The sequence below is a fragment of the Agrobacterium sp. A3-95 genome (assembly GCF_053521785.1).
Genome location: NZ_JBNWDR010000003.1, coordinates 418,709 through 439,191, shown reverse-complemented (window position 1 = coordinate 439,191; position 20,483 = coordinate 418,709). Strand labels below are relative to the sequence as shown.

Genomic DNA, 20,483 nt, shown 5'->3' with positions numbered 1-20,483 from the left:
GACGAATTGCAAAAGCCCGGCGGGTGTCATTCCGCCGGGCTTTTTCGTTGATTGATGTTATCCGCGCTTTTCAGTCAGGAAGTAAAGCAGCGCCGCCGCTGGCAGAGCAAAGCCAACCCAGGACGCAGCACCCCATTCCCCGACGGAATAGGCCCAGCCGCCGACGGCAGAGCCAATCGCACCGCCCATGAAAAATGTCGCCATGTAGACGCCGTTCAGACGGCTGCGGAATTCGGCGCCGAGCGTGAAGATGGCGCGCTGACCCAGCACCAGATTGGTGGTGACGCCGAAATCGAGAACGATGGCGGCGACCACGAGAATGCCGAGTGCCAGATGCGATCCTTCCGGCGCAAGATGCGTGACGGCGAATGACAGCGCCGCTGCCACCATCGCGGCAAAAGTAGCGGCATAGGTCCAGCCCCGGTCAGCCATGCGCCCCGCAATCGGCGCGGCGACGGTGCCTGCTGCACCGGCAAGGGCAAACAGCGCAATCTGGCCCTGGCTGAGATTGAAATGCGGCCCGCTCAGATAAAGCGGCGTCGTCGTCCAGAACAGGCTGAAGGCAGCAAACAGGAAGGCGTGATAGATCGCCCGCCGCCGCAGGATAGGCGTATGGGCGGCAAGCCTGCCCATGGAGGCCATCAACGCCCCATAACCCAGCCTTGCCTCAGGCACACGAACGGGCAAAAGGCGACAGAGCACAACGGCGAGAATTGCCATGACGCCAGCCGAAGTCAGGAACACACCGCGCCAGGAGACCACTTCCGACAGGAGGCTGGAAACCGGGCGCGCCAGCATGATACCGGCCATCAATCCGCTCATGACATTGCCGACCACCCGCCCTCGAACAGCGTGCGGCGCCATGTGCGCCGCATAGGGAACGATAACCTGCACCGCGACCGAACTGATACCGACCAGAAAGGCCGCAATCAGAAAAGGTGCCGCATGCGGGGCAAAAGCCGCCGCGAGGAGCGCAAGCACCGCCATCGAAACGGTGCTGACGACCAGCCTGCGATTCTCGACCAGATCGCCAAGCGGCACGACGAAAAGCAGGCCGACGCCGTAACCGATCTGCGTCAGGGTCACGATCAGACCGGTTGCGCCGGCAGACAGGCCAAGCTCCGCCCCGATGATGCCGGCAAGGGGCTGGCCATAATAAAGATTAGCCGCAATCAGTCCGCAGGCGGTAGCCAGCAGAAAAGTCAGGGCCGGGGAAATGGATGTTTCGTAAACATCCTCCCCTTCAACTACACGCGTCGTCATCATTTTCTCCAAAATGGAAACGAATGTTTCCTAAATAGCCACGAAATTATTCGGCAAGTTTCAGGGCGATATCCACCACGGCCGTCATCTCTTCCAGACTGCGCCCGGTCTTTCCCACCACCCGCATCCCGTACATCATGCACAACATCGCTCTGGCGAGATCATCGGGATCAGTCTTCGACTGCACGGAACCATCCCTCTGCCCCTCAGCCACCAGCCGGGCAACGATCCGCTCCCTCGCCTTCACCGCCCGCTCGACCACGACAGCGATATCGTCGTCCAGTGCGGCGAGATCGGCGGCAGCGCCAACCACGAGGCATCCATCCGAACCGGTGGCACCGTGCGACCGTTCCGCATAAAACATCAGGCCGGCTCGCAAACGCTCGTAACCGGTATCATAACCGGCAACGGCGGCTTCAAACCGCTCCGTCTGCAAGGTCCTGTAGCGCTCCATCGTCGCGATGAAGATGGATTTCTTGTCCTTGAAAGCCTTGTAGAGACTGCCCTGCGCCAGTTCCATCGCATCTGTAAGATCACCGACAGAGGTGGCGTGATACCCGCGCCTAGAAAAAACACGGATTGCTCCATCAAGCGCGCGGTCGATATCGAACTCGCGCGGCCTGCCGCGATGGCGTTGTTCCGGGGAATTGGTGTGGCTGGCATCGGTCATGATTGCAATATAGGAAATGATCATTTCCAAATCAAGTCAATAATGAAACCCGCTAGATTGATGAAGCCGAGCGTTTGGCAAGTTCGCGATAAAGCGCTTCGGGGGAAACGCCTATTTCCTCAGCCAGGCTCTTCCATTGGCCCTTTGGCGAAAGCTGGCCATCATTGAATGCGGTCCACGCATCGAGCCGCGCCCCGACCGAGCGCAGCGCCAGTATCTCGGCGCGCGTCCTGACCTTCTGCAACTCGCCGGAAACATGGCTCATCCATCCGTGTGCGAATACCGGCTCCCGCTCCAGCAATTGCCGCACTGTCATCATCGGTACGAGCAGGACACGGCCAGCCATCATCGCCACTGCATCGCAATGATATTGATCCGAGAACACCGAGGCTTCGGCAAGAACCGTCATCGGTCCTGCACGTTGCAACACTGCGCCATTTCCATCGGCCTGAAACCGCATCAGATGCACATATCCCTCCGCCACGAGAAACAGCATGTGTATGGCATCGCCTCGATGAAAAAGGGTCTCGCCCTTTTCAAAAAACTTCGAGGCGGCAGCCTTCGGACGAAGATAGTTGAAAATCAGATTGGACATGATCTCTATCATGTCCAGCAAAAGCATCGGCTGGCAAGGTCAAGAGATCGAAGCAATCAGGTAGCCACCATGAAATCCACTCTCCTTCTTCTTCTAGTCGCCCTCCTGCCCCTCTCCGCCGCAGCAGAACAGCAGCATCAGCATCCTTCGGCTCCGGCCAGTGGACATAGCTTAAACATCAAAAGCCTCTCGGCTGAAGACATTGCCGAACTGGAGAAGGGTGGCGGATGGGGTTTTGCGAAAGCGGCCGATCTCAATGGAATTCCGGGGCCTTCGCATGTTCAGAAAATGGCGGAGCAACTGGCATTGACGGCGCAGCAGCTGGCCTCGGTGCAACGGCTGTTCGAGACCATGCAAGACAATGCCGCGACAGAGGGAAGACAATTGATCGCCAGAGAAGCGGCATTGGAGGCCGCTTTCCGTGATGGCACGATAGATGCGGATCAACTGCGTGTCCGCCTCGATACTATCGAGGCAAGCCGCGCGAAGCTCAGATACCTCCACCTTGCCGCCCATCTCGAAACGGTCAAGCTGCTGAACAGGGAGCAGATCGCGCGTTACAACGAACTGCGCGGCTCCACACGCTAGCCGGGGAAATTGTGCTCAGGCCGCCTTGCGGGGTGAAAAAGCGTGCGGGTTGGGTACCCAACCGCGACAGGCGTTTCGGCAAAAGGCCTAGCACCTCGCTCGCGAATGCTTTCGCATTCTCCACCGCCTTGTCGATATTGCTGACCTTGTCCTTGTCGAGACAGATAAGCGTTCCGCCATAATCGAAAATATCGCGATAAGCCGCTCTTTCGACAATGGGCGTATTCAGAACCGAAACGTTTTTCTCGGCCAGCAGCATTTTGACGAGCAGCAGCGAGCGGGTCGCCACCATGGCATTGACCCGCGTCAGCACGATGGAGTGGGCGATCGCCTTGCCCATCTTGCGGTTCAGGAATTCGATATGGTCAAGAACCTCGGCAGCCCCACGCGCATCCATGGCGCAGCCCTGCACCGGTATCAGCACATGGTCGGAAATACCAAGCGCCATGGTCAGAAGCGGGTTTTTCGCTCCCGGCAGATCGATGATGAAACAGTCGGTATTGGCATTGTTTTCGCGGATATGCCCCTCGAGGGACGCCATCGTGACATGCGAAATTACCGAGAGATTTTCGATCTCGCCTGATAATTCGTGCCAGCGGGAAATCCACAATTGCGGATCGGCATCCAGAACCGTCACACGGTGGCCGCTGCGGGCAAGTTCGGTTGCCAGAAGCAATACGGCAGTTGTTTTTCCCGCGCCGCCCTTGGTGTTGGCAAAAGTAATGACAGGCATGATATCCCCTGATGATCAGAGCCGTTTCATGCTCATTCATGCACCGAACCAATCATGGTGCTTTCCATAACCTTAACGAACATGGTTAAGAAAAGACTAAGATCGTTTGTGTGGACAACAAAAAGCCCGCGATAAATCGCGGACTTTTGCCATCTGATTGATCACGCCAGCTTTCGGCAGGAACCCACATCGTCCGCGCGCAGGCGGCCGGCTTTTAGATCCTCGTACTTCGGCAAGTTCAGGGAACTGCCCAGCCTTTTCTCAACGGTTGCACGATCAAGCGTAATCACGCGTCCGGCGCTCGTGAAGGACACCATGCCGTTCTTTCCAGAATACGCCATAGTCGCGCGCATTTCACAGAAATAGCGGTCTGAACCCCTGGACAAATTCCATCCCCGGATCCCCGCCTTATTGCTCGACAGAGCTCCGACTTTGTAACCCTGACCGGAAAGTTCCCTGAAAGAAGCGGCCTGCGCCACAAGGGGCAGGCTTAGAAACGCCACTGCGAGCAATGGCGAAAAAACTGAAAATCTCATGGCTGCCAAAACTACCCTTTAAAAGCAGTCCTCAAACAATTTCCTGGTATTCTCCAGCGTCATCGGCACCGGATTGCCGCCGCAGCTCGGATCCTTGATCGCTTCTGCCGCCAGTTCGTCAATGCGGTCAGGCTTAATGCCCATGGCGGTCAGGTTATCAGGCACGCCGAGTTCCTTGCGAAGCTCCAGCACATAATCATAGAAACCATCGAAACCGCCCGAAATGCCGAGATATGCGGCAGCGCGGGCAATCTTGTCTTCGATGGCCGGGCGGTTGAAACGCAGGACGGCAGGCATGACCACGGCATTGGTCATGCCGTGATGGGTGTTATAGACAGCGCCGATCGGATGCGAGAGCGAGTGAATGGCGCCGAGACCCTTCTGGAAGGCAACCGCCCCCATCGCAGCCGCCGCCATCATATTGGTGCGCGCTTCGATATCCGTGCCGTCCTTATAGGCGCGTGGCAGGAATTCCTTGACCAGACGCAGGCCTTCAAGCGCAACGCCGGCGCTCATCGGATGGAAGAACGGCGACGAATAGGCTTCGAGGCAATGGGCAAAGGCGTCCATGCCCGTGCCTGCCGTGATGACCTTCGGCATGCCGACAGTCAGTTCCGGATCGCAGATGACGACGCCGGGCAAAAGCTTAGGATGGAAGATGATCTTCTTCACATGGGTCTGCGAATTGGTGATGACGCTGGCGCGGCCAACTTCCGAACCGGTGCCCGCCGTCGTCGGAACCGCGACGATGGGCGCAATCTTCGAGGCGTCCGCCCGCGTCCACCAGTCACCGATATCCTCAAAATCCCAGACCGGGCGCGTCTGCCCGGCCATGAATGCGATGGTCTTGCCAAGATCGAGGCCGGAACCACCGCCGAAGGCGACGACGCCGTCATGGCCGCCATCGCGATAGGCTTTTACGCCGGCTTCCATGTTGATTTCGTTGGGGTTCGGATCGACGTCGGCGAAGATCGCCCGGCCGAGCCCAGCCTCTTCCAGTACATCGAGCGCATGCGCGGTAATCGCCATATTGGCAAGGCCGCGATCCGTGACGAGAAGCGGCTTCTTGATGCCGAGCGTCTTGCAGGCTTCCGCCAGTTCCTTGATCCGGCCACGGCCAAGCTTGACGGCGGTGGGATAGCTCCAGTTGGCGACGATATTCATTTCGTGACTTTCTTCAGATGGTAGGATTTCGGTCGGGTCAGGTTCTGGAAACCGAGAACGGAGAGCGAGCCGCCACGGCCCGTTTCCTTCACACCTGTCCAGCAGAGCGCGGGATCGAGATAATCCGCACGGTTCATGAACACGGTGCCGGTTTCGATCTCACGGCCGATACGCCCGGCACGCGCTGCATCCTGCGTCCAGAGCGAGGCGGTGAGGCCATATTTGCTGTCATTCATCAGGGCGATGGCCTCGTCGTCGTTTTTCACCTTCATGATGCCAAGAGCGGGGCCGAAGGTTTCTTCGGTCATGAACTCCATGGAATGATCGACATTGACGAGCACTTGCGGAGCGACGTAAGCGCTCTCGCCGTCATCGGCAGGGAAAAGCTTGGGATCGACCAAAGCCTTGGCGCCCTTTGAGACGGCATCAGCGATCTGTGCGCGCACCACCTTGGCGAAACGCTTGTTGGCCATCGGCCCCAGTGTCGTTTCCTGTTCCAGCGGATTGCCGAGCTTGTAATTGGACACCCACGCCACGGACTTCTCGACGAATGCGTCATAGAGGTTTTCGTTGACGTAGATACGCTCGATGCCGCAGCAGCATTGCCCGGAGTTATAGGTCGCGCCATCCATCAGCGTATCGACGGCAGCGTCGAGATCAGCATCCTCCATCACATAGCCGGGGTCCTTGCCGCCGAGTTCAAGCCCGAGACCGGTGAAGGTGCCGGCAGCAGCACGCTCAATGGCTCGGCCGCCTTCCACCGAACCGGTGAAGTTGACGAAATTGAACAGGCCTTCGGAGATCAGCGCCGAGGTCGTGCCGTGATCGAGGAAGACATTGATGAAGACGTCGTCAGGCACGCCCGCCTCTACGAAAGCCCGCACCATCCGCTCGCCGACGAGAAGCGTTTGCGCCGCATGTTTGATGACGACTGTGTTGCCGGCCATCAGAGCCGGGGCAACGGTATTGATCGCCGTCATGTAGGGATAGTTCCACGGCGCGATGACGAAGACCACGCCATGTGCTTCGCGCTCGATGCGGCGTTCGAAATTGCCGCTTTCCTCGATGACGAGCGGCGCCAGCGCATCCGCCGCAATGGAGGCGACATAATTGGAGCGCTCGTTGAAGCCCTTGAACTCGCCGCCATAACGAACCGGTCGGCCCATCATATGCGCCAGTTCCGGCACCACCTCGGCCACCATTTCGTTGAGGCGCGCCACACCTTTGAGAACCAGCTGAATGCGGTCCTCAAGCGGACGTCGCGCCCAGTCCTTCTGCGCCTTGCGCGCTTTCGAAACGGCGGCGCGCGCCGCTTCCAGCGACATCGCCTCCCGCTCGGCATAAACCGAGCCGTCGATGGGCGAGATATTCTGGATCATGGTCATGATGTTTTCCCGTAATGATTAGGCTCTCTCGAAACCGCGCGCCACTTCCCAGTCGGTCACGCGGCGGTCGTATTCTTCCTGCTCCCACCTTGCGGCGTGCACGTAGTGATCGACCACGTCGTCGCCAAAGGCCTCACGCAGCATTTTCGATCCGTCCAGGAAGGCGGTCGCGTCGCGCAATGTCTTGGGTATCTCGCGCACGTCCTTCCCGCCATAGGCGTCACCGACAAAAGCGGGCTCAAGTTCGAGTTTATTTTCAATGCCGTCAATGCCCGCCGCAAGAAGAGCGGCCATGGCGAGATAGGGATTGAGATCCGACCCGCCGACACGACACTCGATACGGATGCCCTTGGTTTCCGCGCCGCAAAGGCGATATCCTGCCGTGCGGTTGTCGAGGCTCCATATCGCCTTGGTCGGCGCAAAGGTGCCAGCCATGAACCGCTTGTAGGAATTGATGTAGGGCGCCAGGAAATAGGTGATGTCGCTGGCATGCGCCAGAAGCCCGGCAACATAATGCCGCATCACATCCGACATGCCGTGTTCGCCGTCCTTGTCGAGGAAAGCCGGCTTGCCATCCAGGCTCCACAGAGACTGGTGGATATGCGAGGAACTGCCAGCGGCATTGTAGTTCCACTTGGCAAGGAACGTCACCGCCTTACCCTTCGACCAGGCGATCTCCTTGGTGGCGTTCTTGATGATGGCGTGCCGGTCGGCCATGGTCAGCGCCTCGGCATAACGCACATTGATTTCCGCCTGACCGGGAGACGCCTCGCCCTTGGAATTCTCGACCGGAATTCCCGCACCCTGCAGGCCCTTGCGCAGCGCCCGCATGACGTCCTCTTCCTTGGTCGTCTGGAAGATATGATAGTCTTCGTTGTAGCCGCTGGCGAGGTTCAGGTCCCTGTAGCCGCTGGCGCGTGCCGCATCGAAGGTCTGGTCGAACAGGAAAAATTCGAGCTCGGTGGCCATATAGGCCTTAAGCCCCATCGCCTCCAGCCGCGCCACCTGCTTTTTCAGCAGCGCGCGCGGCGAATGCGGCACTTCTTCATGGGTGTGGTGATCGAGCACATCGCACAGAACCAGCGCCGTGCCTTCCAGCCACGGCACCTTCCGCAGCGTCGAAAGGTCGGGCTTCAGCGTATAGTCGCCATAGCCCTTTTCCCAGCTTGAGGATTTGTAACCGGGAACGGTTTCCATCTCCATGTCGGTGGCAAGCACATAGTTGCAGCTATGGGTTTCCTCAAAGGCGCTTTCAACGAAAAACTCCGCCTGGAACCGTTTGCCCATCAGACGCCCCTGCATGTCGACAAGGCAGGCCAGAACCGTGTCGATGCGCCCTTCGGCCACATCCATCTTCAGCGCGTCGAATGTATAGCTCGTCATTTTGTCCATCCCTTTTCATGTGGCGAGCAGGCGGCCGGTATGCGGCCGCCCGTCAGTTCGAGCATCAGGCCTTTGCAGCCGCCGCTGCCATGGCAGCCTGCTTGTGCTCCAGCGCGAACTCCTCTTCCGGCGACAGGATGAGGCGATGGCGTCCGACAAAGGCGAAGTAGGCAATGGCAACCGCAAACCATACGGCTACCCACAGCACACCCTTGGTGAAGTTCGGATCCTGGATCTGATAGAGCAGCGTCACGATGGCGATGATGATTGTCAACACCGCGCCCGGAATGCCGAAGGGCGAGCGGAACGGCCGCTCGATATGCGGCAGATTTTTCCTGAGCAGGATGAAGGAAATCGCCTGCAGGATGTAGGAGAACATCGCACCGAACACGGCCATGTTCAAAAGCACGCTGCCGATGATGCTGCCGCCCTGTTCCGCACCCAGCGAGAACCAGATGACGAGCATGACCGCAAGGCCGACGAGCGCGCCGGCAATATTGGCAACGTATGGCGTCCGATATTTCGAATGAGTGATCGACAGCACGGTCGGGAAGTAACCCGCACGCGACAGCGAATAGATCTGGCGGCCCTGCGCATAAAGGATCGTATGGAAGCTGGCGATCAGGCCGGTCAGCGCCACGAGACCGAGCAGCACCACGCCGCCATCGCCGTAGATCGCCTTGAAGCCATCCAGCAGCGGTTCAAGGGACGAGCTGAGATGAAAGGCGCCGACGCCCGGTAGTGACGGGTTCAGCAACACGATCATGAAGGCCGAAACCATCAGCGTGATGACGCCGAGAATGATACCCTTGGGCATATCGCGTTTCGGATCAACGGATTCTTCAGCCGCCAGCGGCAGCTGCTCGATGGCGAGAAACAGCCAGACCGCAAAAGGCAGCGTGGCAAGAACGCCCGAAAAACCAAATGGGAAAAAGGAACCGTTGCCTTCCGGCAGCTCCACAGCCTTGCCATCGGGTCCGACACCGATATTAAGCGCGTAACGCGAAAAATCCATGTTCGGAATGGCGCTGACCCAGAAGAACACCAGAACGCCGAGTGAAATCAGCGTGATGACCAGGGTGACCTTGAAGGAAAGCTCAAGTCCGAAGACGTTGAGAGCAAGGAAGATCGCGTAGAAGGCTATCCACACGAAAGGTGAATAGGCCGGATCGAGGCCGAGAATGGAGTTCACATAGGCGGTGATGAAGGTAACGACGACCGCCGGCGTCAGCACATATTCGACATTCTCGCAAAGTCCCGTGACGAAACCGCCCCACGGGCCCATGGCCGTGCGGGCGAAGGAATAGGCGGCACCCGTGTGCGGCAGCGCCGGGCTCATTTCCGCAATCGAGAATGTCAGCCCGAGATACATGATGGCGATGATGATGCCCGCCACCAGCATGCCGCCCCAGCCGCCGGTGGAAAAGCCGAAATTCCATCCGGAAAAATGCCCTGATATAACCGCGCCGACGCCAAGCGACCACAGCGACCACACGCCCGCGTATCGGGATAGTCCACGTTTTTCGAAATAGGATGCATCAGCCTTCTTGTAGCTGACGCCTGATGATGAACCGTCCATGCCCTTCTCTCCTTAATAGAAAAAAAAGCCAGCCAGCCGTTATTGGCCGATTGTGCCCCCAGTTTCCGGCATCGCCCGGGAGGTTTCCCGCACTGCGCCGCACGCATCTGCTGTTCCCTTGCCGCTTCATGCCGTTCCGGCTTTTGTCGATTGCGGCAGTCTCATTGACGGTCGGCCGCGGTGTTTTCACCATAAGCCGCCCCATTGCTCCCTCACTCATCGATTGATGAGAGCGCCTTCCCCATAAGCTCGTGGAGAAAATCGGCAATTGCCGATTGGTCTCCTTCATTGGCGATCAGATCGTTGCGGATCTCGATCATGACGTTCAAAAGTCCGTCCGGCAGCGCATGCAGCCGCAATGTATGCGTTACACCGTCTTCCGGACCGTAGGGATCGTTGCGCTTTACCGTGAGCGCAGAACCCTCGGCGCCAACCAGCATCGCATCGGCCAGCCGGCTGTCAGTATCGTGCAGGATGCCGATCTGCACTTCACGGAACTGACCGTGATAGACCGGCGTGAAACTGTGAATGGTCACCACCACCACCTTGCGGCCGCGGTCCTGCCGCTCGGCAATAATCTCACTGACACGGTCGTGAAACGGCACGTAAAGCGCCGAGGTTCGGGCAAACCGTTCCGCCTCGCTCAGATCGAGATTGCCGGGAATATTGTAAATCTCGCTTTTGACCGGCATGGCAGAAGGCGATTCCGGCGGCCGGTTGCAATCATAGACCAGGCGCGAAAACCGCTGATGGACGAGCGTGGCATCGAGCTTCTGCGAAAGCAGCCTTGCAACCGCCAAGGCACCCGGATCCCAGGCCGCATGGCTCGAAAGCACGTCCGGCGAAAGACCAAGCGTACCGAGTTTTTCCGGGATGGTGGCTGAAGCATGTTCGCAGACGAGAACGACGTCGCCCTTTGCTGCGGCGTTCTCGACGCCGACAGCCTGTCCTTCCGCTTCCGTGAAAAACCGTGAACGCACCGTCATGCACGCATCCCGCCCCGAAACCTGCCATTCCGCCGATGACGAAAAGAATTCTTCACATTATCGCGAGTGTCAAATGGAATTTTGAAATTTTCTCTTCATTTTCCCCATTGACTCGATAGCTGGCACAGATGCTTATATTCGCCAATACACCGGCAAAAAGACCGGAAGGGGAAAGATTTGCGCAGTACGACGGCCACCGTGTCGGATGTCATCCATGCCCACTATGACGCGCTGACCCGTTCGGAAAAACGGCTGGCGGAGAGCCTTCTCGGCAACTACCCCGTCTCGGGCCTCGGCAGCATCACCACGATTGCCGAAAATGCCGGTGTTTCGACGCCGACGGTGGCGCGCATGGTGCAGAAGCTCGGATACAAAGGTTACCCGGAGTTTCAGGCCCATCTGCACCAGGAACTGGAAGCGACGATCTCCGGCCCGGTTGCCAAACATGACCGCTGGGCAACCAATGCGCCGGGTCTGCATATTCTCAACCGTTTCGCCGACGCCATAACGGGCAATCTGCGCGACACTTTGAGCGATCTCGACACCGCGGTCTTCGACAATGCCGCAAGGCTGCTCTCGGACCGCAAACGCAGCATCTATTTCGTCGGCGGGCGCATCACCGGCGCGATTGCCGAATATTTTTTCACGCATATGCAGGTGATCCGGCCGAAGACGACGCTGATGTCTTCCAACTCCAGCGCCTGGCCTCAATATATGTTGAATATGAGCGCCGGCGATGTGCTGGTGATCTTCGACATCCGCCGCTATGAGCACGACATGACGACGCTTGCCGAGGTGGCGAAGGCAAACGGCGTACAGATCATTCTTTTCACGGATCAGTGGACATCGCCGGTGGCGCGCCACGCGCTGCACACCTTCCGTGTGAAGATCGAAGCCCCCTCGGCATGGGATTCATCGGTCGTTACATTGTTTGTCGTCGAAGCGCTGATCGAAGCAGTGCAGAGCAGCACCTGGGATGAAACCAAGGAGCGCATGAACGCGCTGGAAGGCCTGTTCGAGCAGACACGTCTGTTCCGCAGGCCGGACCGGACATGAACATTAGTAGCCGGCACAGTGCTTGACGCGGAAACCGCCGGCTGATTGGATACCTGAAATCGCTACCAGCGCGATAAAGCGGGATAAAAACAAGCTGGGGAACATATCTGTCCAACACGAATGATGATGGGATTACCCCGCGATTGCAGGCACAAAGCCGGGTGATGGCGGAAAATGGGCGTAAAGTGACGGAATCCGGATAAATAAATTGCAATCCAGCCGTCACATTAGCTTCATCCAGAATCCGTATCAGCGTCCGTAATACGAGAACACGAAGAGGAGAAAAAAGTGATCTCTCATTGCCGTCGACTGCTTGCTGCCACCACCGCTCTGGTAATGGCCTCCACCGCGATCGCTGCCGCTGCGCCAAGCGCCGAACTGATCGCTGCCGCCAAGAAGGAAGGCATGCTGACCACCGTCGCGCTGCCGCACGACTGGTGTGGTTACGGCGACGTCATCGCCGCTTTCAAGGCGAAATATCCGGAAATCACCGTCAACGAACTCAACCCCGACGCCGGCTCTGCCGATGAAGTTGAAGCGGTAAAGGCGAACAAGGACAACAAGGGCCCGCAGGCTCCTGACGTTGTCGACGTCGGTCTCGCTTTCGGCCCGCAGATGAAGGCCGAAGGCCTGCTGCAGCCTTACAAGGTCTCCACCTGGGACGAAATCCCTGACAACGTCAAGGATCCGGAAGGTTACTGGTACGGCGACTATTACGGCGTGATGTCCTTCTTCGTGAACAAGGACCTCGTCAAGAACGTGCCGAAGGATTGGGCCGACCTGCAGAAGCCGGAATATTCCGGTCAGGTAGCACTTGCCGGCGATCCGCGCGCTTCCAACCAGGCTATCCTCGGCGTTCTCGCCGCCGGTCTTGCCAGCGGTGCGAAGTCCGGCAAGGAAGCCGGTGAGGCAGGCCTGAAATATTTCGCCGAGCTCAACAAGGCTGGCAACTTCCTGCCAGTCATCGGCAAGGCCGGCACGCTGGCACAGGGTGCTACCCCGATCATCGTCGCCTGGGACTATAACGCGCTCTCCTGGAAGAAGACGCTGAACGACAACCCGCCCACGGAAGTCGTGGTTCCGGAAAAAGGCGTTCTGGCCGGCGTTTACGTTCAGGGCATTTCCGCTTACGCCCCGCATCCGAACGCTGCCAAGCTCTGGATGGAACACCTTTATTCCGACGACGGTCAGCTTGGCTGGCTGAAGGGTTATTGCCACCCGATCCGCTTCAACGCGATGGTCAAGGCCGGCAAGGTTCCGCAGGAACTGATCGACAGCCTGCCGCCGGCAGCAGCCTATGAAAAGGCAATCTTCCCGACGCTCGAAGACGTCGACGCCAACAAGGCCGCCGTTACCGGCGGCTGGGACAGCGTCGTCGGCGCGAACGTGAAGTAACCTTTGAAAAATGCACCCCGGCTTTTCAAAAAGCCGGGGTGCTTCTTTGACAGCATTTCAGGTAAAACTCCCTAGGTTTTACCCCTGGAAATTGCACAAAACAAAGATCGAAAGTGCGTCTGACGATTCCGTTTTAACCGGACGTGCGATAATAAAGAACTTTATAGACAGACCGTTTGAAAACGGCGTTTGGGGACCAGGCATGCCATCAACCAACACCGGCGGACCATCCGATGCGGGAAGAAAGTTGCCGCTTCATTGGTTAGGCGTCGTACCTTTTGCTGTTTTTGTTCTGCTGTTTCTGATTTTTCCGACGATGAAAATCGTGGTCGGTGCGTTCCAGCGTCCCGATGGCAGCCTGACGCTGGAAAACGTCGCCGGGCTTTTCACCTCGTCCATCCTCGCGGCCTACTGGATTTCGATCAAGATCAGCCTGGCCTCGGCGGCTCTTGGCTGCCTGATTGGTTTTGCCGTCGCCGCCGCCGTGGTTCTGGGTGGTCTGCCGCAGCGCATTCGCGGACCACTCCTGACATTTTCGGGCGTCGCATCGCAATTTGCCGGCGTGCCGCTCGCCTTCGCCTTCATCGCCACACTCGGCCCGGTCGGCCTACTCACCGTGTTTTTGAAGACGCAGATCGGCATTGATCTGAGACTCCTCGGCTTCAACATCCTGTCCTTCTGGGGCCTGACTGTCACCTATCTGTTCTTCCAGATTCCGCTGATGATCCTCATCATCACGCCGGCGCTTGACGGATTGAAGCGCGAGTGGCGCGAAGCTGCGGAAATCCTTGGCGCGACCGGCGTGCAATATTGGCGCATGGTGGCCTTCCCCATCCTCCTGCCATCGTTGCTTGGCACCATGTCGCTGCTGTTTGCCAATGCCTTCGGTGCGGTGGCCACCGCGATCGCGCTTACCGGCTCGTCGCTCAACATCGTGCCCATCCTGCTTTTCGCGCAGATCCGCGGCGACGTTCTCGGCAATCCGCATCTCGGTTACGCTCTCGCCTTCGGCATGATCGTCGTCACCGGCATCGCCAATGCGCTTTACATCTGGCTGCGCGCCCGTAGCGAAAGGTGGCTCAAATGAAGAAGTTCTTCGCCTGGGGTGCGCTGATCTTCGGCCTGCTCTATTTCGCCCTGCCGCTGATCGGCATGACCAACTTCTCGCTGAAAATGCGCCGCGGTGAATATTCCTTCGACGCCTATGGCAAGGTGCTCACCGACCCGCGTTTTCAGGAAACCTTCAGCTATTCTGTGGTGATGGCTCTCTTCACCATCGTTTTCGGTGTGCTGCTGGTGGTGCCCACGGCCTATTGGGTGCGCCTGAAACTGCCGGGCCTGCGCCCCTATATCGAATTCATCACGCTCCTGCCGCTGGTCATCCCGGCCATCGTCATCGTGTTCGGTTATATCAGGCTTTACAACACCTCCAGCTGGCTTCCGCTGACCGGCACGACCTTCGGCACCAACCTGCTTTTGATGTTCGGTTATGCCACGCTCGCCTTGCCCTACATGTACCGCGCAGTCGATACTGGTCTGAGGACCATCGACGTCTCGACGCTGACGGAAGCGGCGCAGAGCCTTGGCGCGGGGTGGACGACCATTCTGTCGCGCATCATCCTGCCCAATGTTCTGGTCGCCGTGCTGTCAGGTGCGTTTTTGACCTTCGCCATCGTCATCGGTGAATTCACCATGGCCGCCCTTTTGAACCGCCCGGCCTTTGGCCCCTATATGCAGCTGCTTGGCGCCAACCGCGCCTATGAACCGGCTGCACTTGCCGTGATCTCCTTCGGCATCACCTGGGGTTGCCTTGGGTTGATCCAACTCGTTTCACGCTACCAGAAGGGCGCGCCTCCCAAGGCCTGAGGACAAGATTTTCATGAGCTTTTTGACACTTAGCAATATCAAGAAATCCTTCGGCTCCGTACAGGTCGTCCATGATTTCAACATGGCCATCGAAAAGGGCGAGTTCGTCTCCTTTCTAGGCCCGTCGGGCTGCGGCAAGACCACCGTGCTGCGCATGATCGCCGGTTTCGAAATCCCGACTGGCGGCTCGATCGTCATCAACGGCAAGGACCAGACGACGCTCAGGCCCAACCAGCGCAATATCGGCATGGTGTTTCAGGCCTATGCGCTGTTCCCCAACATGAACGTCTACGAAAATGTCGCCTTCGGCCTCAAAGTCGCCGGCAAGCCGAAAGCCGAGATCGATGCACGCGTGAAGGAAATGCTCCAGCTCATCCATCTGGAGCATCTGGCGGATCGTTACCCCTACCAGATGTCAGGCGGCCAGCAGCAGCGCGTGGCGCTTGCCCGCGCATTGGCCCCGAAGCCGGAAGTGCTTCTGCTGGACGAGCCGCTTTCCGCGCTCGATGCCAAGATCCGCGTATCGCTGCGCGAAGAAATCCGCCAGATCCAGAGAAAGCTCGGCATCACCACAATTTTCGTGACCCACGATCAGGAAGAGGCCCTGTCGATCTCCGACCGTATCGTTGTCATGAATTCCGGCCGCGCCGACCAGATCGGTTCGCCCTTCGATATCTACAACAAGCCCGCGACCCGGTTTGTCGCCTCCTTCGTCGGCACGCTGAACCTGATCGACGCAACCGTCGTCGATTCCTCTACCAGCACAATCCGTGTCGGGGAGCAGAACGTGACGCTCCACAAGCCGGTCGATGTTGCAAACGGTGAAAAAATCACCCTCGCCTTGCGCCCGGAAGCAGGAGCTCTCGGCGCTGACGCGAAGGGAGACGTGGCTATTTCCGGTATCGTCACCTCAAGCCAGTTCCTGGGTTCGGTCATCCGAACCCGTCTTGATCTCGGCGGTTCGACCTTGTCTTTCGACATGTTCAACGATCCCGGCACCGCACCGCCCGCCCTTGGCGAACAAGTAACGCTTAAATTCGCGGCTGGTGATCTTATGGTGATCAAAGATTAAATGGCTTTTCTCCAGCGTCGGAAGCAGATAGAGCAGGTATAATTCAAATCTGCTTACCGACGATGTGAGGCTAGGATGCGCGCGCTTTTTTACGAACTGTTCGGCGAGACCCCGATTGTGGCATCCTTGCCTGATCCGGAACCGACCGACGGCGGCGTGGTCATCGAGGTGAAGGCGACGGGCCTCTGCCGCAGCGACTGGCATGGCTGGATGGGCCACGATACGGATATTCGCCTGCCGCATGTCCCTGGCCACGAATTCGCCGGCGTTATCGCTGCGGTCGGAAAGAACGTTACCAGGTTCAAGACGGGCGACCGTGTCACCGTTCCCTTCGTTTCCGGCTGCGGCCGTTGCCATGAATGCCGCTCCGGCAATCAACAGGTGTGTGAGACGCAGTTCCAGCCCGGCTTCACCCATTGGGGTTCTTTCGCCGAATATGTCGCCATCGATTACGCGGACCAGAACCTTGTTCATCTGCCTGATACGATGAGCTACGCCACTGCCGCCGGTCTCGGCTGCCGTTTCGCCACGTCCTTCCGGGCTGTGACGGACCAGGGTCGCCTGAAAGGCGGCGAGTGGCTGGCGGTACATGGCTGCGGCGGCGTCGGCCTCTCCGCCATCATGATTGGCGCAGGCCTCGGCGCTCAGGTCGTCGCCATCGACATTGCGGAAGACAAGCTCGAACTTGCCCGCCAACTCGGCGCAACCGCCACCATCAACAGCCGCTCGGTTGCCGACGTCACGGAGGCGGTGCGCGAAGTGACCGGCGGCGGCGCGCATGTCTCTATCGACGCGCTTGGCCACCCGCAGACCTGCTGCAATTCCATCAGCAACCTGCGCCGGCGCGGGCGCCACGTTCAGGTAGGGCTGATGCTGGCCGATCACGCCATGCCAGCCATCCCCATGGCCCGGGTGATTGCCCACGAGCTGGAGATTTACGGCAGCCACGGCATGCAGGCATGGCGCTACGAAGACATGCTGGCGATGATCGAGAGCGGTAAGCTCGCGCCCGAAAAACTGATCGGCCGCCACATCACCCTTTCCGATGCGATCACCGCCCTTCCCGCCATGGACCGTTTCCAGGAAAGTGGCATCAGCATCATCGACCGGTTCGAATAACAGTCACAGCCGGAACGTCCCGGAAAATGCCGTTTGTCTAGACGGCATCAGGGATTCCTGCGTCCGAATGGCCGTGCTGCCATCCCCGCGCGATTTGGCGCGGCCTCCGGTCTTCTGGTCGGCGGTGCAACCTCATTGAGAGCGGGCGTATAATCCTGGGTAACTGGAGCACGTTGCTGACGTATGGTCGGCGGACGGGGTTCCGGTAATTCGACGACCTCCTCGATATCTTCACGCTCGAGACGAGCGTTTCTGCTACCCGACCGATAGTACCAGCGAATACCCCTGCGCAGGAGCACGAACAGGCCCACGAGCAGCACAAACCCACCTATCAGTCTCCCTATAGGCTCAGCCGTTTCCGAAGCCGCCGCACGTTTTTTGCGGTCCTCGACGGTAGGGTCAAATCCAAGCATACTGGAAATGCCCTTAAGGCCCACCTCGTCCAACTTCACGTATTGGTCGCCATTATAAAGAACATAAGCGTCGCCACCACTGCTGTTCAGATAGCCGAGGTCAAAGAACTTCCCTTCCACCACGAAAGTCGTTTGATTGGGCAAGTCGTAGACCCTGTCGATCGTCTCACCGCGACTGAAGCCAGGCACCGCAAAAAACCGAAAACGCTTGGCATCGGCATCCACAGCAGACGCGAACAAAAATATGATGGCGACGTAAACCAGCGCAATCTGATTCATATCTTCCCCGCAATACAAAAATACCGGGATATATTTCTACAATCGCCTTAATATAAAATTTAATCGATGACTATTCATTTAATTACTTTGAAAATACACAGATGTAATTTTGATACTTATAATATACATCAATATAATATATTCCTCTTCCGCCGCAAACGGACGCACAGAAAAAGAAGCATCGATAAAGAGGATTGAAAATGCTGTTTCTCGACAGCGTGACCATGAAGGAAACTCCGGACCGAAGGGACGAATACCCCTTTACCGTTCCGGCGCTGCGCCAGCTGGAACGCCTCGAATTCAAGACGCCGATCACCTTTTTCGCCGGCAATAACGGCTCCGGCAAATCCACGCTGCTTGAAGGGCTGGCGGCCGGAATGACGGCCTATGCCATCGGCAATCATGGACAGGTTGCCGGCGACCTCTATCTTCAGCATGCGGAAACCGTGGCCAAGGCATTCTATTTCGCCCGCAAGAAATACCCGAAAATCCGCATGTTCATGCGCGCCGAAGACGTGCTTGGCTACATCCGCAAGCAGAATGAAGAGATCCTGGATGACTTTCGCTGGGAGCGGGAAAAAGCCCTGAAAAGAGGCGAAGATTTTCCCGAGGAAACACCGGACACTTTCAGGCATATCGTTAGAAGCAACGTCATAGACCGGCGTTCGCATGGCGAGGGATTTCTCGATATCATGCAGCAGCGCCTGCACGGCGCCGGCCTTTATTTTCTCGATGAACCGGAAAGTCCTCTTTCACCGCAAAAGCAGCTGGAGCTTGCAGCCCTCGTCCGTCACACGGCAGATAGTGGTGGGCAGTTGATCATCGCAACCCATTCGCCGGTGCTCTTGGCCATTCCAGAAGCGACGATTTATTACTTCGACGAGAACGGCATCACCGAGCGTCTTTATGACGAGCTGGAAAACATCAGTTTCCTGCGGCGCTTTCTTGATCGTCCATCAAAATTCATGAGCGATTAGGAGCTGATAAGGCTTGAAATCGCGCATCGCTTGCCTCATGCCCATTAGCAACATGTGAATTAGAAAAAGAAGCAGGCTTATGTCTCCCACCACCACACCGGCAGCTGTCCGGCCCCTGAACAGGCAGGACTACAGAACTCTCGGCCTTTCGGCCCTCGGCGGCGCGCTGGAGTTCTACGATTTCATCATTTTCGTGTTTTTCGCCACCGTCATCGGCCATCTGTTCTTCCCGCCGGAAATGCCCGATTGGCTGGTGATGATCCAGACCTTCGGCATCTTCGCCGCCGGTTATCTGGTGCGGCCGCTGGGCGGCATCGTTCTCGCGCATTATGGCGATCGTTATGGCCGCAAACGCGTCTTCGCCTTCTCCATCCTGCTCATGGCGCTTTCGACGCTCGGCATGGCGCTGATGCCGACCTATGCCACCATCGGCGTTGCGGCCCCCATCCTGCTCATCGTCCTGCGCATGCTGCAGGGTGCGGCGATTGGCGGCGAAGTGCCGGGTGCCTGGACCTTCGTTGCGGAGCACGTGCCCTTTCGCCGCGTCGGGCTCGCCTGCGGTTTTCTGACGTCCGGCCTCTCTTTCGGCATCATGCTCGGTTCGCTGATTGCCTTTGCCATCAATTCCCTCTTCTCGGCAGAAGATGTGGCGGCCTACGCATGGCGCATTCCCTTCCTGCTCGGCGGTATATTCGGCCTGATTGCCGTCTATCTGCGCCGCTGGCTGGAAGAGACGCCGATCTTCATGGAGATGAAAAAGTCGAAGTCGCTGACGGACAAGCTTCCGCTTGGCCTCGTGCTGAAGCACCATATGCGCGGCGTGATCATTTCCGCGCTGCTGACCTGGGTTCTGTCCGCAGCCATCGTCGTTACCACGCTGATGACGGCAACCTTCCTGCAGAAGCTCTATGGCTACACACCGACGCAGGCGCTGGCAGGCACCAGCTTCGGCACGCTATTCCTCATCTTCGGCGTCATCATCGCCGGCGCATTGATCGATCGTGTCGGCTCCGGCATTTTCTTCATGGCCGCCAGCATCTTCTTCGGCATCGCCACCTTCACATTCTACAGCTATGCCGGCACATCGCTAGAAACCATGTTCGTGCTTTACGGCGTCATGGGCCTGTCGGTTGGCATGGCGGGTGCAGTGCCCTATGTCATGGTGCGCGCCTTCCCGGCCTCGGTCCGCTTCTCGGGCCTCTCCTTCGCCTACAACGTCTCCTATGCCATCTTCGGCGGGCTGACACCGATTGGCGTAACGATGGCGCTAGCCGTCAATCCAATGGCGCATGCGTGGTATCTGGTGTTCATCGCCGCCCTCGCCTTCTGCATCGGCGTTTACCTCTATCTGCGCGGTAGCGAAATCGAAAGCCATGTCGGCATAGAGGAACTGGCGGCCTTAAGGTCGTAAGCCCAACGACGAC

Annotated in this window: 19 protein-coding genes and 1 pseudogene; 9 read left to right on the top strand and 11 right to left on the bottom strand. The window is 58.2% G+C overall.

Annotation, left to right across the window (positions count from 1 at the left end):
• Window positions 1-57 precede the first annotated feature (57 nt).
• The 3 genes from ACQZ5Y_RS11505 to ACQZ5Y_RS11495 are packed head-to-tail and all read right to left on the bottom strand — an operon-like array spanning window position 58 to window position 2,540.
• Window positions 58-1,263 carry an MFS transporter gene (locus ACQZ5Y_RS11505; protein WP_174049773.1) on the bottom strand — a complete coding sequence of 402 codons (1,206 nt, stop codon included), beginning with the start codon at window positions 1,261-1,263 and terminating at the stop codon, window positions 58-60.
• Window positions 1,264-1,309: 46 nt separating this feature from the next.
• On the bottom strand, window positions 1,310-1,957 hold the full coding sequence (locus tag ACQZ5Y_RS11500; RefSeq protein ID WP_174049775.1) for a TetR/AcrR family transcriptional regulator: 648 nt from the start codon (window positions 1,955-1,957) through the stop codon (window positions 1,310-1,312).
• A gap of 28 nt (window positions 1,958-1,985) precedes the next feature.
• Window positions 1,986-2,540 (bottom strand): Crp/Fnr family transcriptional regulator, encoded by a 555-nt coding sequence (locus ACQZ5Y_RS11495; RefSeq protein WP_174050023.1) that lies wholly within the window; start codon window positions 2,538-2,540, stop codon window positions 1,986-1,988.
• A 57-nt stretch (window positions 2,541-2,597) separates the two neighbouring features.
• Here ACQZ5Y_RS11495 and ACQZ5Y_RS11490 point away from each other — a divergent pair, with 57 nt between their 5' ends.
• Window positions 2,598-3,116: a Spy/CpxP family protein refolding chaperone gene (locus ACQZ5Y_RS11490; protein ID WP_174049776.1), complete on the top strand. Its 519-nt coding sequence runs from the start codon at window positions 2,598-2,600 to the stop codon at window positions 3,114-3,116.
• A gap of 31 nt (window positions 3,117-3,147) precedes the next feature.
• On the opposite strand, the pseudogene ACQZ5Y_RS11485 reads toward ACQZ5Y_RS11490, so the two are convergent.
• From ACQZ5Y_RS11485 to ACQZ5Y_RS11455, 7 genes and pseudogenes are all read right to left on the bottom strand, one after another.
• Window positions 3,148-3,849 (bottom strand): annotated as a pseudogene (locus ACQZ5Y_RS11485) (AAA family ATPase); the annotation flags it as partial.
• Between the two features lie 161 nt (window positions 3,850-4,010).
• Window positions 4,011-4,385, bottom strand: a complete 375-nt coding sequence (locus ACQZ5Y_RS11480) for a hypothetical protein (RefSeq protein ID WP_236762896.1) — start codon at window positions 4,383-4,385, stop codon at window positions 4,011-4,013.
• Between the two features lie 18 nt (window positions 4,386-4,403).
• Window positions 4,404-5,549: an iron-containing alcohol dehydrogenase gene (locus tag ACQZ5Y_RS11475; RefSeq protein WP_003513312.1), complete on the bottom strand. Its 1,146-nt coding sequence runs from the start codon at window positions 5,547-5,549 to the stop codon at window positions 4,404-4,406.
• Window positions 5,546-6,934 carry an aldehyde dehydrogenase family protein gene (locus ACQZ5Y_RS11470; protein WP_003513315.1) on the bottom strand — a complete coding sequence of 463 codons (1,389 nt, stop codon included), beginning with the start codon at window positions 6,932-6,934 and terminating at the stop codon, window positions 5,546-5,548. The genes ACQZ5Y_RS11475 and ACQZ5Y_RS11470 overlap by 4 nt, the downstream gene beginning before the upstream one ends.
• Window positions 6,935-6,952: 18 nt before the next feature.
• Entirely contained in the window at window positions 6,953-8,317 is a 1,365-nt protein-coding gene (locus tag ACQZ5Y_RS11465; RefSeq protein ID WP_013636540.1) for a glutamine synthetase family protein, read from the bottom strand.
• Between the two features lie 64 nt (window positions 8,318-8,381).
• Window positions 8,382-9,896, bottom strand: a complete 1,515-nt coding sequence (locus ACQZ5Y_RS11460) for an amino acid permease (protein ID WP_003513319.1) — start codon at window positions 9,894-9,896, stop codon at window positions 8,382-8,384.
• A 212-nt stretch (window positions 9,897-10,108) separates the two neighbouring features.
• Complete coding sequence (locus ACQZ5Y_RS11455; RefSeq protein WP_013636542.1) at window positions 10,109-10,882, bottom strand: N-formylglutamate amidohydrolase; 774 nt, start codon at window positions 10,880-10,882, stop codon at window positions 10,109-10,111.
• A 177-nt stretch (window positions 10,883-11,059) separates the two neighbouring features.
• On the opposite strand from ACQZ5Y_RS11455, the gene ACQZ5Y_RS11450 reads away from it, so the two are divergent.
• The 6 genes from ACQZ5Y_RS11450 (at window position 11,060) to ACQZ5Y_RS11425 (ending at window position 17,390) form a co-directional block, all read left to right on the top strand.
• A complete protein-coding gene (locus ACQZ5Y_RS11450) occupies window positions 11,060-11,938 on the top strand; it encodes a MurR/RpiR family transcriptional regulator (protein ID WP_003513323.1) in 879 nt (292 codons plus the stop codon).
• 288 nt (window positions 11,939-12,226) lie between these two features.
• Window positions 12,227-13,333 carry an ABC transporter substrate-binding protein gene (locus ACQZ5Y_RS11445; RefSeq protein ID WP_003513325.1) on the top strand — a complete coding sequence of 369 codons (1,107 nt, stop codon included), beginning with the start codon at window positions 12,227-12,229 and terminating at the stop codon, window positions 13,331-13,333.
• A 202-nt stretch (window positions 13,334-13,535) separates the two neighbouring features.
• Complete coding sequence (locus tag ACQZ5Y_RS11440; protein WP_003513327.1) at window positions 13,536-14,420, top strand: ABC transporter permease; 885 nt, start codon at window positions 13,536-13,538, stop codon at window positions 14,418-14,420.
• Window positions 14,417-15,199 (top strand): ABC transporter permease, encoded by a 783-nt coding sequence (locus ACQZ5Y_RS11435; protein ID WP_003513330.1) that lies wholly within the window; start codon window positions 14,417-14,419, stop codon window positions 15,197-15,199. Before ACQZ5Y_RS11440 ends, ACQZ5Y_RS11435 begins: the two co-directional genes overlap by 4 nt.
• A 13-nt stretch (window positions 15,200-15,212) precedes the next feature.
• A complete protein-coding gene (locus ACQZ5Y_RS11430) occupies window positions 15,213-16,271 on the top strand; it encodes an ABC transporter ATP-binding protein (protein WP_003513332.1) in 1,059 nt (352 codons plus the stop codon).
• 75 nt (window positions 16,272-16,346) lie between these two features.
• Window positions 16,347-17,390 carry a zinc-dependent alcohol dehydrogenase family protein gene (locus ACQZ5Y_RS11425; RefSeq protein ID WP_003513334.1) on the top strand — a complete coding sequence of 348 codons (1,044 nt, stop codon included), beginning with the start codon at window positions 16,347-16,349 and terminating at the stop codon, window positions 17,388-17,390.
• Between the two features lie 47 nt (window positions 17,391-17,437).
• On the opposite strand, the gene ACQZ5Y_RS11420 is transcribed toward ACQZ5Y_RS11425, so the two are convergent.
• A complete protein-coding gene (locus tag ACQZ5Y_RS11420) occupies window positions 17,438-18,082 on the bottom strand; it encodes a hypothetical protein (RefSeq protein ID WP_174049781.1) in 645 nt (214 codons plus the stop codon).
• Between the two features lie 200 nt (window positions 18,083-18,282).
• On the opposite strand from ACQZ5Y_RS11420, the gene ACQZ5Y_RS11415 reads away from it, so the two are divergent.
• Both ACQZ5Y_RS11415 and ACQZ5Y_RS11410 read left to right on the top strand, forming a co-directional pair.
• Window positions 18,283-19,059, top strand: a complete 777-nt coding sequence (locus ACQZ5Y_RS11415; protein ID WP_115062214.1) for an AAA family ATPase — start codon at window positions 18,283-18,285, stop codon at window positions 19,057-19,059.
• A 79-nt stretch (window positions 19,060-19,138) separates the two neighbouring features.
• Window positions 19,139-20,470, top strand: coding sequence for an MFS transporter (locus ACQZ5Y_RS11410; protein ID WP_174049783.1), 1,332 nt, complete (start codon window positions 19,139-19,141; stop codon window positions 20,468-20,470).
• Window positions 20,471-20,483 lie beyond the last annotated feature (13 nt).

Excerpts from the sequence above, each read along its gene's own strand:
- ACQZ5Y_RS11505 (WP_174049773.1), bottom strand. The coding sequence starts at position 1,263 with ATGACGACGCGTGTAGTTGAAGGGGAGGATGTTTACGAAACATCCATT.
- ACQZ5Y_RS11500 (WP_174049775.1), bottom strand. The coding sequence starts at position 1,957 with ATGATCATTTCCTATATTGCAATCATGACCGATGCCAGCCACACCAAT.
- ACQZ5Y_RS11495 (WP_174050023.1), bottom strand. The coding sequence starts at position 2,540 with ATGATAGAGATCATGTCCAATCTGATTTTCAACTATCTTCGTCCGAAG.
- ACQZ5Y_RS11490 (WP_174049776.1), top strand. The coding sequence starts at position 2,598 with ATGAAATCCACTCTCCTTCTTCTTCTAGTCGCCCTCCTGCCCCTCTCC.
- ACQZ5Y_RS11480 (WP_236762896.1), bottom strand. The coding sequence starts at position 4,385 with ATGAGATTTTCAGTTTTTTCGCCATTGCTCGCAGTGGCGTTTCTAAGC.
- ACQZ5Y_RS11475 (WP_003513312.1), bottom strand. The coding sequence starts at position 5,549 with ATGAATATCGTCGCCAACTGGAGCTATCCCACCGCCGTCAAGCTTGGC.
- ACQZ5Y_RS11470 (WP_003513315.1), bottom strand. The coding sequence starts at position 6,934 with ATGACCATGATCCAGAATATCTCGCCCATCGACGGCTCGGTTTATGCC.
- ACQZ5Y_RS11465 (WP_013636540.1), bottom strand. The coding sequence starts at position 8,317 with ATGACGAGCTATACATTCGACGCGCTGAAGATGGATGTGGCCGAAGGG.
- ACQZ5Y_RS11460 (WP_003513319.1), bottom strand. The coding sequence starts at position 9,896 with ATGGACGGTTCATCATCAGGCGTCAGCTACAAGAAGGCTGATGCATCC.
- ACQZ5Y_RS11455 (WP_013636542.1), bottom strand. The coding sequence starts at position 10,882 with ATGACGGTGCGTTCACGGTTTTTCACGGAAGCGGAAGGACAGGCTGTC.
- ACQZ5Y_RS11440 (WP_003513327.1), top strand. The coding sequence starts at position 13,536 with ATGCCATCAACCAACACCGGCGGACCATCCGATGCGGGAAGAAAGTTG.
- ACQZ5Y_RS11435 (WP_003513330.1), top strand. The coding sequence starts at position 14,417 with ATGAAGAAGTTCTTCGCCTGGGGTGCGCTGATCTTCGGCCTGCTCTAT.
- ACQZ5Y_RS11430 (WP_003513332.1), top strand. The coding sequence starts at position 15,213 with ATGAGCTTTTTGACACTTAGCAATATCAAGAAATCCTTCGGCTCCGTA.
- ACQZ5Y_RS11425 (WP_003513334.1), top strand. The coding sequence starts at position 16,347 with ATGCGCGCGCTTTTTTACGAACTGTTCGGCGAGACCCCGATTGTGGCA.
- ACQZ5Y_RS11420 (WP_174049781.1), bottom strand. The coding sequence starts at position 18,082 with ATGAATCAGATTGCGCTGGTTTACGTCGCCATCATATTTTTGTTCGCG.
- ACQZ5Y_RS11415 (WP_115062214.1), top strand. The coding sequence starts at position 18,283 with ATGCTGTTTCTCGACAGCGTGACCATGAAGGAAACTCCGGACCGAAGG.
- ACQZ5Y_RS11410 (WP_174049783.1), top strand. The coding sequence starts at position 19,139 with ATGTCTCCCACCACCACACCGGCAGCTGTCCGGCCCCTGAACAGGCAG.